Raw genomic sequence first — 13,401 nt, forward strand, 5'->3', positions numbered from 1 at the left:
CCCCGCGACCGCACCGCCCGGCGTCCCCGCCCCGACCGGCGCGGGCGACGGTGCGGACGTGGTGCGGGTCGTCCTGCCCGACGTGGCGGGACTCACGACCGTCGGGGACGCGCGGGCCGCCATCGACGGGATCGACGCCGCGCTCGCCGCGCTGCTGGAGCGCCGCGTCGCCGTCGCGGGCGTCGTCCAGCGGCTCAAGCCCGTCGGCGGGTTCGCCGGACGGGACCCCGAGCGCGAGCGCGCCATCGCCGCGGCGATGGCCGAGCACGCGCCGTCGCTGGGCGCCGAACGGCTCGCCCGGATCATGACCGCCGTCATCGAGGCCGGACTCGACGCGGTCGAGGCGTCCCGCACATGACCGGACGTGTGACGGGCGCCGCACGGAAGCACCGAGCGAGAAGGCCGCAAGAACGTTCAATACGCCCCGCGCGGCCCCGCCTAACGTCGGAGGCATGACCATGGCGAACACCCGGAGGGACGGCGACGCCGCGGCCCCGTCCGGCGACGCGCGCTCCGCGGCGATCCGGGACGGCCTGGGCGTGGGCGTCGCCGTCGGCGTGTCCGGCCTGGCGTTCGGCGCCGCGGCCGTCACCGCGGGCCTGACCGTCGCGCAGGCGTGCGTGCTGAGCCTGCTGGCGTTCACCGGCGCGTCCCAGTTCGCGCTGATCGGCGTCATCGGCGGGGGCGGCGGCCTCGTCGCCGGATCCCTCGGCGCGGTGCTGCTCGGCGGCCGCAACGCCCTCTACGGGCTGCGGCTCGCACGGACGCTCGACGTGCGCGGCGCGCGGCTGCCGCTCACCGCGCACGTCGTCATCGACGAGACCACCGCCGTCGCGACCGCCCAGCCGGACAAGGCGTCCGCCCGCGCCGGCTTCTACACGACGGCGATCACCATCTACGTCGCCTGGAACCTCACCACGCTGGCCGGCGCGGTCGGCGCCGGGCGGATCGGCGACCCGGACGCCCTCGGCCTGGACGTGCTCGGACCGGCGGCGTTCCTGGCGCTGCTGTGGCCGCGCCTCACCGCCGGGCGCACCGAGGCCCGGGTGGCGCTCGCGGCCGCCGCCGTCGCGCTCGCGACGACGCCGCTGCTGCCGCCCGGGGTGCCCGTCATGCTCGCCGCCGTGGCGGTCCTGCCCGCCCTGCTCCGCCGGGAGGAGTCCGCATGAGCGTCTGGATCGCGGTCCTCGCCACCGCGCTCGGCTGCTACGCGCTGAAGTTCGCCGGGCTCGTCGCGCCGCAGTCCGTGCTGGACGACCCGCGCGTGCGGCGGTTCACCGAACTCGTCCCGGTCGCGCTGCTGACCGCGCTGATCGCCGTGCAGGCGTTCGCCGACGGGCGGTCCCTGGAGTTCGACCCGGCCCGGATCGCCGGGCTCGGCGCGGCGGTCGCGGCGCTGCTGCTGCGCGCCCCGTTCCTGGTGGTGCTGGGCATCGCGGCCGCGACCACCGCCGGGCTCCGGCTGCTGGGGGCGTGAGCCCGCTCAGGACTCCGACTCGACGATCTCGAGCGCGCGCGCGAGGTCGTCCGGGTAGGGGCTCTCGAACTCGACCCACTGGCCCGTCGCGGGATGCTCGAACCCGAGCCGCGCGGCGTGCAGCCACTGCCGCGTGAGCCCCAGGCGCGCCGCCAGCGTCGGGTCGGCCCCGTAGAGGTGGTCGCCCGCGCACGGGTGCTTGATCGCCGACATGTGCACCCGGATCTGGTGCGTGCGGCCCGTCTCCAGCCCGATGTCGAGCAGCGTCGCCGCCCGGAACGCCTCGACCGTGTCGTAGTGCGTCACCGACGGCTTCCCGCCCGCCACCACCGCGAACCGCCCGTCGCCCGACGGGTGCCGGTCGATCGGCGCGTCGACCGTCCCGCGGAACGGGTCCGGATGGCCCTGGACGAGCGCCCGGTACCGCTTGTCGACGCGGCGGTCGCGGAACGCGCGCTTGAGGTGCGAGTAGGCGCTCTCGCTCTTGGCCACCACCATCGCGCCCGTGGTGTTGGCGTCCAGCCGGTGCACGATGCCCTGCCGCTCGGACGCGCCGCTCGTCGCGATCGTGTGCCCGGCGCCGAGCAGCCCGCCGAGGACGGTCGGGCCCGTCCAGCCGGTCGTGGGGTGCGCCGCGACGCCGATCGGCTTGTCGATCACGACGATGTCGTCGTCCTCGAACAGGATGCCCATCCCCGGGACCGGCTCGGCGACGGGCGCGGGCGGCGCGGGCGGCGGCGGCAGCGTCACCTCCAGCCACGTCCCCGCCTGCAGGCGCTCGGACTTGGTCTCCAGCGCGCGCCCGTCCAGCAGGACGTCGCCCGCGGCGATGATGTCGGCGGCCCGGCCCCGGGACAGCCCGAACAGCCGCGACAGCGCCGCGTCGGCCCGCTCCCCCTCCAGCCCGTCCGGGACGTGGAGGCTGCGCGTCTCGCCCATCAGGACTCGTCCCCCGGCGTCCGCGCGTCCCGCTCCTCCGCGGGCTCCGCGTCGGTCGGCTCCGCGTCCGACGGCTTCACGTCGGACGGCTTCGCATCGGTCGGCTTCGCATCGGACGGCTTCGGCTTCGCGGGCTCGGCCGCCGCGGCGGCGCCGCCCTCGCCGTCCTTGTCGCCGGTGATGCGGGTGCCGTCCAGCTGGAGGCCGCGCGCCGCCAGGATCACGGCCAGGACGCCGCCGCAGACCACCGCCGAGTCGGCCAGGTTGAACACCGGCCAGTTCGGCACCTGGATCCAGTCGACGACGTGGCCCTCCAGCGGCGCGGGCGCACGGAACACCCGGTCCACCAGGTTGCCCAGCGCGCCGCCGAGCATCAGGCCGAGGCAGACCGCCCACGGCAGGCTCCGCAGGTTGCGCCCCGTCCAGATGATCGCCACGACCACCCCGGACGCGATCAGGGTGAAGACGATCGTGTAGCCGGTGCCGATCGAGAACGCGGCGCCGCTGTTGCGGGTCTCGCGCAGCGTGAGCAGCCCGCCGAGCAGCCGGATCGGCTCCTCGTTCTGGAGCGTCGCCACCACGACGATCTTGGTCACGATGTCGGCGGCGAGCGCCAGGACGGCCACCACGGCCAGCACGCCGACACGGCGCGGCCGAGGAGATCCCGTGGATTCCCCGGCCCCGCCCTCTGGGTTCGTTGAGTCGCTCAGCGACGTTCCTCGCGTTGTTTGCATGTCACACACAGGGTCGCACGGGGGAACACCTGAAGTCGCGCCTTGCCGATCGGTTCACCGCAGACCTCGCAGATGCCGTACGTGCCGGCGTCCATCCGCTGGACGGCCCGCTCGCTCTGCGCGAGCAGGTCCTGCGAATTGTACGCGAGGGCCAGCTCGTGCTCGCGCGCGTACGTCTTCGCGCCCGCGTCGGCCTGGTCGTCGCCGGCGCCCTCGCTGGGGTCGCCCTCGGCGATCTGGCTCGCCGACGTGGCGATGTCGGCGCGCAACTCCGTGATCTGCTCCTCCAGCCCGGCCCGCACCTCCGCCAGCTCGTCCGGCGTCCAGAGCTCCTCCCCCTCGCGGACCGGCAGGCCCGCGGCGTCCGGCACCGCGCTGCGCGCCCCCGCGCCCCGCCGCGCCTTCCCGGCGCCCCGCGGCCGGGCCGCCGGTTTCGCCGCCGGTTTCGTCTTCGTCGCCGCCCCGGTGCGGGTCTCGCCCGTCCCGGCCGCCGCGCCGGCCTCCGTCACGCTGATCGCCTCGGTGGGCAGTCCGGGCATGGTGTCCCCCTTCACGGGCAAGGTCGACGACGACCTCGGATCGTTACCGACCGCTTATGCCCCTCGCCCGAGTTTCCGGAAACCCCAGGGATCACCGAATCCTCGGAAAGGAACCATGGCGGACGAACGGCCGTCCCGCCGATAACCGGAAGAGGACGGCCCCCCGGTGCGTTAAAGTCGGGGACACGCAGCCGCAGCAGGCGATGATGGGGACACCTGCCGCCGCACGCAGCCATGAGCGACCCGGGGACGGTGCGAGCCCGGGGGCCGGCACGGCGGTCTGATCACCCCGGAGCCCTCCGGAAGAACCGCCCCGACCGCACGGGGCCCAGTAGACCCGGTCGCCGCGGCTCGAACGAAGCGGTCCGCGCCGTCCCGGCGCGGTCAAGGAGGGTGGTACCGCGGGGCCCGTCCGGACGATCCGGGCGCGCGTCTCGTCCCTCCGGACACGTGCAGGCTCGTTTTCACGTCGATCCGGAGGTCCGCCACCGTGAGCCGAGGTTTCCGGCCACTGCCCGCGCAGGTCGATCTGCCCGCCCTCGAGCGGGACATGCTGCGCCGCTGGCAGGAGAACAAGGTCTTCGAGCGGTCGCTGGAGCGCACCGCGTCCGGCCCCCGCTGGCTGTTCTACGAGGGGCCGCCCACCGCCAACGGCATGCCCGGCGTGCACCACGTCGAAGCCCGGGTCTTCAAGGACGTCTTCCCGCGCTACCGCACCATGAAGGGCTACCACGTCCCCCGCAAGGCCGGCTGGGACTGCCACGGCCTGCCCGTCGAGGTCGCCGTGGAGAAGGAACTCGGCCTCACCGGCAAGAAGGACATCGAGGAGTACGGGGTCGCGGAGTTCAACGCCCGCTGCCGCGAGTCCGTCCTGCGGCACGTCGACGCCTTCGAGGAGATGTCCGAGCGGATGGGCTTCTGGGTCGACACGGCCCAGGCGTACCGCACGATGGACCCCCAGTACGTCGAGGCCGTCTGGTGGTCCCTCAAGCAGATCTTCGACAAGGGCCTGCTGTTCCGCGACTTCCGCATCACCCCGTACTGCCCGCGCTGCGGCACCGGCCTGTCCGACCACGAACTCGGCCAGCCCGGCGGGTACGAGGAGGTCACCAGCCCGTCGGTGTACGTGCGGATGCCGGTGACGTCCGGCCCGCTCGCCGACCTCGGCGCCGCCCTGCTCATCTGGACGACGACGCCGTGGACGCTCGTGTCGAACACCGCCGTCGCCGTCCACCCCGACGTCACCTACGTCGCCGCGCGGCCCGCCGGGTCCGACGAGGTCCTCGTCGTCGCCGAACCCCTGGTCGAGCAGGTCCTCGGCGAGGGCGCCGAACGGCTCGCCGCCTACCGGGGCACCGAACTCGAACGGACCCCGTACGCGCGCCCGTTCGACCTCGTCGACATCCCGGACGCCCACTACGTCGTCCTCGGCGACTACGTCACCGTCGAGGACGGCACGGGGCTCGTCCACCAGGCGCCCGCGTTCGGCGCGGACGACATGACCGTCTGCAAGAACTACGGCATGCCCATCGTCAACCCCATCGGGCCGGACGGCCGGTTCCTGCGCGAGGTGCCCCTGGTCGGCGGGAAGTTCTTCAAGGACGCCGACGAGGCCCTCACCGACGATCTGCGCGCCCGCGAACTCCTCTACCGGGGCGGCCACTTCGAGCACAGCTACCCGCACTGCTGGCGCTGCCACACGCCGCTCCTCTACTACGCGCTCCCCGCCTGGTACATCCGCACCACGCAGATCAAGGACCGGCTGCTCGAGGAGAACGAGAAGACGAACTGGTTCCCCGAGACCGTCAAGCACGGCCGCTACGGCGAATGGCTGCGCAACAACGTCGACTGGTCACTGTCCCGCAGCCGCTACTGGGGCACCCCCCTGCCGCTGTGGGTCTGCGGTGCGAACGAGGAGCACGTCACCTGCGTCGAGTCCCTCGCCGAACTCGGCGAGCTCGCCGGCTCCGACATGTCCGCGCTCGACCCGCACCGCCCGTACGTCGACGACGTCGTGTTCCCCTGCCCGTCCTGCGGCGCCGAGGCCCGCCGCGTCCCCGACGTGATCGACGCCTGGTACGACTCCGGCTCGATGCCGTTCGCCCAGTGGGGCGCCCCCCACCGCAACAAGGACGTCTTCGAGGCGTCCTACCCCGCGCAGTACATCTGCGAGGCCCAGGACCAGACGCGCGGCTGGTTCTACTCCCTGATGGCCGTCGGCACGCTCGTGTTCGACCGGTCGTCCTACGAGAACGTCCTGTGCCTCGGGCTGATCCTCGCCGAGGACGGCCGCAAGATGAGCAAGCACCTCGGCAACGTGCTCCGCCCGATCCCGCTCATGGACGAGCACGGCGCCGACGCGCTCCGCTGGTTCATGCTCGCCAACGGCCTGCCCTGGGCGTCCCGCCGGGTCGGCCACGGCGCGCTCGAGGAGATCGTCCGCAAGGTGCTCCTCACCTACTGGAACACCGCGTCGTTCTTCGTCCTGTACGCGAACGCCGCGGCGGCGCAGGGCCGGGCCTGGACGCCCGACCGGATGGGCGAGGCGCCCGACCCGGCCGACCGCCCGCTCCTCGACCGGTGGGCGCTCGCCGAACTGCACCGCACCGTCGGCGAGGTCGACGCCGCCCTCGACCGGTTCGACACCGCCCGCGCCGGGCGCCGCCTCGCCGAGTTCGTCGACGACCTGTCCAACTGGTACGTGCGGCGCTCCCGCAAGCGGTTCTGGGAGGGCCCCGAGACGCCCGACGGCGCCGCCGCCTTCGCGACCCTGTACGAGTGCCTGGAGACCCTCACCCGCCTCATGGCGCCGATGGTCCCGTTCGTCACCGACCACGTGTGGGACGTCGTCCGGCCCGCCGACGCGCCCGAGTCGGTGCACCTCACCGAGTTCCCGGCCGTCCGCGAGGACCTCCTGGACCCCGTGCTCACCGAGCAGATGGCGCTCGTCCGGCGGCTCGTCGAGCTCGGCCGGTCCGCCCGCGCCGCGAGCGGCGTCCGGACCCGCCAGCCGCTCGGCCGCGCCCTCGTCGGCGCGGCCGGCTGGGCCGCCCTGCCCGAGCAGCTGCGCGCCCAGATCGCCGAGGAGCTGAACGTCCAGGCGTTCGAGGAGCTCTCCTCCATCGGCGGCGACCTCGTCGAGTACGAGGTCAAGCCGAACTTCCGCGAGCTCGGCAAGCGGTACGCCAAGGACACCCCGAAGGTCGCCAAGGCCGTCACGTCCGCCGAGGCCGCCGCGCTCGTCCGGTCCCTGCGCGAGGACGGCGCCGCCGAGGTGGACGCCGCCGACCTCGGCACCGTGCGCCTCACGGCCGACGACGTGATCGTCACCGAGCGGCCGCGCAGCGGCTGGGCGGTGGAGAGCGCCGCGGGCGAGACCATCGCCTTCGACCTCACGATCACGCCCGAGCTGCGCCGCGCCGGTCTCGTGCGCGAGGCCGTCCGGCTCGTCCAGGAGGCCCGCAAGGCCGCCGGGCTCGAGGTGACCGACCGGATCGAGCTGTGGTGGGAGGCCGCCGGCACCGACCTCGCCGAGGCGCTGCGCGCCCACGGCGCCGAGCTGGCCGTGGAGGTCCTCGCCACGTCCGTCGCCGAGGGCCGCCCCGACGGCGTCGAGGGCGGGCGCGACGACGAGCTGGGCCTCGGCTACTGGCTCCGCAAGGCGGTGTGATCCGCGGGGGTTCCGGGGCGGGACGGCCCCTCCCGGAACCCCCGCGTTCCTCGTCCCTCCACCCCCGCGGTGCCCCACCGGCCACCGCCTTGACAAAGTAAGTTTCGGCCGGAACGGGACGGCGCCGCATCACGGGTTTTCGAGATGCATCGCGTTTTGCCATGATGGACGGGTGAACCTTCCCGAGCACCCATCCGGACAGGACCCCGCACGGCTGCGGGCGTCCGACGCCGACCGCGACGAGGTCGCCGACCGCCTCCGCGAGGCCCTGGCCGAGGGGCGGATCACGGCCGAGGAGCACGCCGAGCGCATCGACGCCGCGTACCGCGCCAAGACCTACGCGGACCTGGAGCCCCTTCTCAGCGACCTGCCCTCGGGTGCGGCGCCCGGCCCGCGCGTCAACCTCCGCAAGGAGGGCGCGCCGGCCGCGCCGCCCACCGAGCACCCGGGGAGCGTCGTGGCCGTCCTGTCGGGCGCGACCCGCTCCGGGCGCTGGCTCGTGAAGGAGCACACCACGGTCGTCGCCCTGCTCGGCGGCATCGAACTGGACTTCCGCCGCGCCGTCCTCAGCTCCTCCGAGGTCACGCTGAACATCACGGCGGTCATGGGCGGCGTGGCCCTCACCGTGCCGCCGGGGGTGCGGGTCGTCGACTCCACCACGGCCGTCCTCGGCGGGAACTCCCTGCCCGAGGACGACGTCGTCGACGCGGACGCCCCCGTGGTCCGGCTGACCGGGCTGGTCCTGCTCTCCGGCGTCACCGTCGAGCGCAAGGAGGCCGACGAGCCCGGCTCGCGGCGCGACCGGCTGGAGGAGCGGCACCGCCGGGCGATGGACCGCCACACCGAGCGGCACCACCGGCTGACCGAGCACCACCGCCGCCGCCACCACTGACGGGGACGGCCGGCGGCGGGGCGGACGCCGGCGGGACGGACGTCAGTCGCGGGCGCGCTCGCGGTCCGGCTGGCAGACGAGGCAGGGCGTGCAGCCGCGGGCCTTCGCCTCGGTGCGGGACAGCGCCTCCAGGTCGTCCGCCTCGTCACCGATGTCCTCGATGAGGGCGCAGTCGGTGCGGTGGTAGCGCTTGGTGCCGCTCAGGATGCGGACCTGCGGGTCGTCGCCGTCCGGTTCCGCCGCGGCGGACTCCTCGGCGGCGGGCTCGGACGCCTGCCGCGGCACCTCGGCGGTCTCGTCCGGCTCTCCGGCGCCACGGGGACGCGGAGCGGCCGTGTCGAGTTCGGCGGTGGCGTCCGCCGGGGACGCCTCACCCGCCGCCTTCTCCGCCTTCGCCCGCGATTCCGTCTTCTCCGGCGTCTCCGCCTTCTCCGGCTTCGCGTCGTCCTTCGCCGGCTCCGGCGCCGCGCTCTCCGCCGTCTCGGCCTTACCGGTCTTCTCGAGGCCGGTCTTCTCGAGGCCGGTCTTCTTACGCCCGTCCTGCTCGCCCTCGGCGGCCCGGTCCCGCGCGGCGGGCTTCTCGGACTCGCGGGGCTTCTCCTGGACGAGGTCGGCGACGGGCAGGTCCATCAGCGTCGGGCCCGCGGGGGTGCGCTTCGGCTTCTCCCCCGCGTCGTCGCGCGGCAGTTCGGCGGTCACGTCCAGCGACGTCGGGGCGGGGCGGGCGAGGCCCGCGAGGCCGTTCTCCTCCGCGCCGGACCGCTCCGCGGCCTTCACCGGCTCCTTGCCCTGGCCGGGCTTCGGCTCCTTGTCCCCGCCGGCCTTCGGCTCCGTCTTGGCGCGCGCCGCCAGTGCGGTGTCCGGCATGCAGGCGGTGCAGGAGCTGAAGCCCTCCTCGCGGGCCTCCGCGTAGGTCAGCTCCTCGGTCTCGCGACCGGCGAGCTGGCGGCAGGTGTCCAGGTGGTAGCGCTTGCGGCCGCGGACGACGAACACCAGCGCGTCGTCGGGCACGTCGACCGGCTGGGCCGGGATCTCGACGGCGTCGTCGTGCGGCTCCGGCGCCCCGGCGGGCTTGGCGGCCCCGGGGGCGGCGGCGGTCGCGGCCGGAACCGGCTTGGCGCGCTTCTCGCGGCGCGGCTTGCGCTTCTTCGCGGGCGCCGTGGAGACGCCCGGGCCGAACAGCTCCTTGCGCCGCAGGAACACCCCGATGGCCAGGCACAGTGCGGAGACGATGCTGACGCCGATGGAGATGTAGATCACCACCAGCGCGTCCAGGCCGAAGACCTGGGCGCTGTCGCCGTTGCCCGCGACGATTCCCGCGACGAGCAGGGCGATGGCCGCCACCACGAGCACGCCACTCAGGATGATCACAGGGTCTCTCCCCCTCGTTCAGACCGCTCGGCTCCGGGCCGCCCGAGGGCCCGGTGATCGACCCGCCGCGGCGCCGCCGGGATGGCGGCGGTGCCATCCTCGGCGCGGCGGACGGAAAGACCCTATCGCCTGCGGTGCCCGCGTCAGCGCCTCTCGTGCGGCGGGTTGTCCCCACCGGAGTGGAACGCGCCGGTCGCCGAGTGCTGCACCTGCTGCGGGCCGTGCTCGGCCGGCGGCGGGAAGCCGCCGGGGGCCGCGCCGTTGCGGTTCTCGCCCTGCGGGACGGCGTTCTGCGGGCCGGTCTGCGGACCGGAGTTCTGCGGCTGCCCGGGGGCGCCGGGGACGGCCGCGAACGCGCCGGTCTCGGTGCTGCCGGCCTCGAGGTCGCGGAGCTGGCCCTCCAGGTACACCTTCAGGCGGCTGCGGTACTCGCGCTCGAACGCGCGGAGGTTGTCGACCTCGCGCTCGAGTTCCTCGCGCTGCTGCACGAGCGAGCCCATGACCTGGCGGTGGCGCTCCTGGGCGTCCCGGTCGAGGGCCTCGGCGCGGGAGCGGGCCTCGCTGACGATCTGGTCGGCCTGCCGGCGGGCCTTGCCGAGGATCTCCTCCGCCTCGCGGCGGGCGCGGCCGAGCGTCTCGTCGGCCTCGCGGCGGGCGTCCGCGATCGCCTGGTCGGCGGTCTGCTGCGCCAGCGCGAGCACGCGGGCGGCGGTGTCCATGTTGTCCTCGCCGCCGGACGGCGCGGCGGCCATGCCGAGGCCGCCGAGGGCGGGCTCGGGCTCGGGCTGCTGCTGCATCGGCTGGGGCGGCGCCGGCGGCTGCGGCTCGGGCCGGGGGGGCTCGGGGATCTTCTGGACGTCCGGCTTCGGCTCCACGATGGGAGCGGCCATGGCGGGAACCTTGCCGCGAAGGCACTCGGCCAGCTTGGCCCGCAGTTCCTCGTTCTCCTGGATGAGGCGGTCGAGCTCGGCCTCGACCTCGTCGAGGAAGGCGTCCACCTCCTCCTCGTCGTACCCCGGCCTCAGCCTGGTGGTACTGAACTGCTTGTTCCGCACATCGGCGGGTGTCAGCGGCATGTTCGTCTCCTTGGCGCGCTTGGAGTCTGTCCCAAAGGACGGTATCCGATCAGAGCCCCGGTACGAAGATGATCAAGATCCAGACCACAAAGAAGAGGACGGTGAAGCTGAGGTCCAGCGACACGTTACCCAGCCGTACCGGCGGAATGTAACGCCTCAGGAACTTCAGCGGCGGGTCGGTGACGGTGTAGACCGTCTCGGCGATCACCAGCACCACCCCCGTCGGCCGCCACTGCCGGGCGAACTGCTGCAGGAGCTCCAGGATCAACCTCCCGATCAGCAGCAGGAGGAAGAGGATCAGTACGGCCTCGATCGCGGCCCAAACGATGTTCACGGATACTCTCGCATCTGGATCTCAGCTCTGGTTGAAGAACCCTCGTTCTGCCATACGGGCCTTGTCCTCCGCCGTCACCTCCACGTTGGCGGGCGACAGGAGGAACACCTTGTTCGTAACACGCTCGATGCTCCCGTGCAGGCCGAACACGAGACCCGCCGCGAAATCGACGAGACGCTTGGCGTCGCTGTCGACCATCTCGGTCAGGTTCATGATCACCGGTGTTCCCTCACGGAAGTGCTCCCCGATGGTCCTCGCCTCGTTGTAGGTCCTCGGGTGCAGCGTAGTGATGCGCGCAAGGTCGGTGGTACCGCTCTCGTAGAGCGCCACGGAGCGTCGCTCGACGGTGGACGGGGCGTGATGCTCCCGATCACGGTCCGGTTCGTCCTCGGCTCGGGTAAGCTGACCGCCGGATTCGTCCTCGCGGCGGCGCCCCTCCCCGGGGTCGGTCTCATCGTCGTAGACGTCGTACTCGTCGTACCTGTCGTCGTCGTAACGGTCGTCCTCCACCAGGCCGAGGTAGACCGCCATCTTGCGCATCGCGCTGGCCATACGCCCCTCCGTGTCCTGTGGCCGCGGCTCCGGCGCGTCCGTCGCCGCGGGTGACCGTCCGTCTGCGTGGCCCGCGTTCCGGCAGGTCCCACTGGGGGGACATTACCTGACGATTGCCCGTCGGCCGCCGAGCAACGCCGTACCGATCCTGAGGTGTGTCGCGCCGCACGCGATCGCCTGTTCCAGATCACCGCTCATACCCGCGGAAACGATCGAAGCACCCGGATGGTTTCGGCGGACCCCCGCCGCGACCTCCGCGAGCCGGTCGAACGCGGGCGCCGGGTCGGCGCCGAGCGGCGCGACCGCCATCACCCCGCCGAGGTCCAGCCCGGGGGCCTCCGCGATCGCGTCGGCGAGGCCCGGGACGTCCCCGGGTGCGGCGCCGCCGCGCCCCTCCCGCCGTTCGACCTCGTCCAGGGAGACCTGCACCAGGCAGCGCAGCGTCCGGCCGGCGCGGTCGGCGGCGTCCGCCAGCGCGCGGACGAGGCGGGCCCGGTCCACCGAGTGGACGACGTCGGCGTAGCCCGCGACGGCGCGGGCCTTGTTCGTCTGCAGGCGGCCGACGAAGTGCCAGGTGAGGGGCAGGTCGGCGCAGTCGGCGGCCTTCGGGCGGGCCTCCTGGTCGCGGTTCTCGCCGACTTCGGTGAGGCCGAGTCCGGCCAGCAGCCGCACGTCGGACGCGGGGAAGGTCTTCGTCACCGCGATCAGCGTGATCTCGTCCTCGGCGCGGCCCGCGGCGGCGCAGGCGGCGGCGACCCGCGCGCGGACGGCGGCGAGGGCGTCGGCCAGTTCGGCGCGGCGCTCGTCGGGGGTCACTGGGGGCGTTCCTCGCGTTCGGTCAGCCAGACGTAGCCGGCGAACCGGCCGGTGCGGCCGTCGCGGCGGTAGGAGAAGAGGTCCGGGTCCTCGATGGTGCAGCGGGGGTCGGTCCGGACGTCGGTGACGCCCGCCGCGGCGAGCTGCGCGGCGATGCCCGCGCGGATGTCGAGCCCGGGGGTGCCGCGGGACGTGGTGGCGCGCGCGGCGGGCACGGCGGCGGCGACCTCGTCGCGCATCGCGGCCGGGACCTCGTAGCACCCGCCGCACGCGGCGGGGCCGATGGCGGCGGCCGTCCGGGACGGGTCGGCGCCGTGCTCGCGCATCCGGTCCAGCAGCGCGGGGACGACGCCCGCGGCGGTGCCGGGGCGGCCGGAGTGCGCGGCGCCGACGACGCCGGCGGCGGGGTCGGCCAGCAGGACGGGGGCGCAGTCGGCGACCAGGACCGCGAGGGCGAGGCCGGGGACGGTCGTGACGATCGCGTCGACGGGGGTGTCGGCGAGGTCTTCGGGGGCGGTGACGTACGCGACGTCGGCGCCGTGCACCTGCCGCATCCAGACGGTGCGCGCGGGATCGACGCCGAGGCGGGCGGCGGCCCGCTTCCGGTTGCCGCGGACGGCGGCGGGGTCGTCGCCGACCGCGCCGCCGAGGTTGAGGGAGTCGAAGGGGGCTTCGCTCACGCCTCCGGCGCGGCCGGTGAACGCCGCGCGGACGCCGTCGCCGAGGGCGAAGGCGGCGGAGCCGGAGCCGTCGGGGGCGGTGTCGCCGTGGATGGGGGTCACGGTCCCTTCAGGAAGTCGGGGACGTCGAGGTCGTCCTCCTCGTCGAACACGACGCGGCGCGGCGGGCGCTTGCCGGAGGCGGCGGGGCCGCCGTCGTTCTCGCCGGCCGGCCTGCGCCCCGCGAGGAGGCCGCGCACAGCCCCCCGCCGGCCGGCGACCGGTTGGTCGTCGGCGGCGGGCGGCGCGGGCGGCTGGGGCCGCTCGGGCTCGGTCCGCGGC

The 13,401-nt window shown here is 74.2% G+C and carries 14 protein-coding genes and 1 pseudogene; 5 read left to right on the forward strand and 10 right to left on the reverse strand.

Going from position 1 to position 13,401, the window contains the following annotated elements:
- The 3 genes from DMH08_RS34445 to DMH08_RS34455 form a co-directional block, all read left to right on the forward strand.
- The coding region (locus tag DMH08_RS34445) for a chorismate mutase (RefSeq protein WP_325052969.1) at positions 1-358 on the forward strand (358 nt) is incomplete at its 5' end.
- Between the two features lie 94 nt (positions 359-452).
- Positions 453-1,169 carry an AzlC family ABC transporter permease gene (locus DMH08_RS34450; RefSeq protein WP_425248280.1) on the forward strand — a complete coding sequence of 239 codons (717 nt, stop codon included), beginning with the start codon at positions 453-455 and terminating at the stop codon, positions 1,167-1,169.
- On the forward strand, positions 1,166-1,477 hold the full coding sequence (locus DMH08_RS34455; RefSeq protein ID WP_026405846.1) for an AzlD domain-containing protein: 312 nt from the start codon (positions 1,166-1,168) through the stop codon (positions 1,475-1,477). Before DMH08_RS34450 ends, DMH08_RS34455 begins: the two co-directional genes overlap by 4 nt.
- 6 nt (positions 1,478-1,483) lie before the next feature.
- Here DMH08_RS34455 and DMH08_RS34460 read toward each other — a convergent pair whose 3' ends face one another.
- The 3 genes from DMH08_RS34460 to DMH08_RS34475 form a co-directional block, all read right to left on the reverse strand.
- Positions 1,484-2,416, reverse strand: a complete 933-nt coding sequence (locus DMH08_RS34460; protein ID WP_026405845.1) for an RluA family pseudouridine synthase — start codon at positions 2,414-2,416, stop codon at positions 1,484-1,486.
- Positions 2,416-3,054, reverse strand: a complete 639-nt coding sequence (gene lspA / locus DMH08_RS34470) for a signal peptidase II (RefSeq protein WP_325052970.1) — start codon at positions 3,052-3,054, stop codon at positions 2,416-2,418. The genes DMH08_RS34460 and lspA overlap by 1 nt, the downstream gene beginning before the upstream one ends.
- Positions 3,055-3,122: 68 nt before the next feature.
- Positions 3,123-3,521 (reverse strand): TraR/DksA family transcriptional regulator, encoded by a 399-nt coding sequence (locus DMH08_RS34475; protein ID WP_233617986.1) that lies wholly within the window; start codon positions 3,519-3,521, stop codon positions 3,123-3,125.
- A gap of 658 nt (positions 3,522-4,179) precedes the next feature.
- Between DMH08_RS34475 and ileS the strand changes: the two genes are divergently transcribed.
- Together ileS and DMH08_RS34485 are read left to right on the forward strand one after the other, a co-directional pair.
- Complete coding sequence (ileS, locus tag DMH08_RS34480) at positions 4,180-7,359, forward strand: isoleucine--tRNA ligase (RefSeq protein ID WP_125620261.1); 3,180 nt, start codon at positions 4,180-4,182, stop codon at positions 7,357-7,359.
- 172 nt (positions 7,360-7,531) lie between these two features.
- Positions 7,532-8,251, forward strand: a complete 720-nt coding sequence (locus tag DMH08_RS34485; protein ID WP_125620263.1) for a DUF1707 SHOCT-like domain-containing protein — start codon at positions 7,532-7,534, stop codon at positions 8,249-8,251.
- A 42-nt stretch (positions 8,252-8,293) separates the two neighbouring features.
- Here DMH08_RS34485 and DMH08_RS34490 read toward each other — a convergent pair whose 3' ends face one another.
- From DMH08_RS34490 to DMH08_RS34520, 7 genes and pseudogenes are all read right to left on the reverse strand, one after another.
- The gene (locus DMH08_RS34490; RefSeq protein WP_125620265.1) at positions 8,294-9,622 is read right to left on the reverse strand and encodes a hypothetical protein; all 1,329 of its coding nucleotides are present in this window, start codon (positions 9,620-9,622) and stop codon (positions 8,294-8,296) included.
- Positions 9,623-9,765: 143 nt separating this feature from the next.
- On the reverse strand, positions 9,766-10,698 hold the full coding sequence (locus DMH08_RS34495; protein WP_026405841.1) for a DivIVA domain-containing protein: 933 nt from the start codon (positions 10,696-10,698) through the stop codon (positions 9,766-9,768).
- A gap of 49 nt (positions 10,699-10,747) precedes the next feature.
- Complete coding sequence (locus DMH08_RS34500; RefSeq protein WP_026405840.1) at positions 10,748-11,032, reverse strand: YggT family protein; 285 nt, start codon at positions 11,030-11,032, stop codon at positions 10,748-10,750.
- Between the two features lie 21 nt (positions 11,033-11,053).
- Positions 11,054-11,584 (reverse strand): cell division protein SepF, encoded by a 531-nt coding sequence (locus DMH08_RS34505; RefSeq protein ID WP_125620267.1) that lies wholly within the window; start codon positions 11,582-11,584, stop codon positions 11,054-11,056.
- 102 nt (positions 11,585-11,686) lie between these two features.
- A complete protein-coding gene (locus DMH08_RS34510; RefSeq protein WP_125620269.1) occupies positions 11,687-12,400 on the reverse strand; it encodes a YggS family pyridoxal phosphate-dependent enzyme in 714 nt (237 codons plus the stop codon).
- Complete coding sequence (pgeF, locus tag DMH08_RS34515) at positions 12,397-13,173, reverse strand: peptidoglycan editing factor PgeF (protein WP_125620273.1); 777 nt, start codon at positions 13,171-13,173, stop codon at positions 12,397-12,399. The genes DMH08_RS34510 and pgeF overlap by 4 nt, the downstream gene beginning before the upstream one ends.
- 5 nt (positions 13,174-13,178) lie before the next feature.
- A pseudogene (locus DMH08_RS34520) lies at positions 13,179-13,401 on the reverse strand (cell division protein FtsZ); the annotation flags it as partial.

Origin of the sequence: Actinomadura sp. WAC 06369, from assembly GCF_003947565.1 — a bacterium.
Taxonomy (GTDB): domain Bacteria; phylum Actinomycetota; class Actinomycetes; order Streptosporangiales; family Streptosporangiaceae; genus Spirillospora; species Spirillospora rifamycini.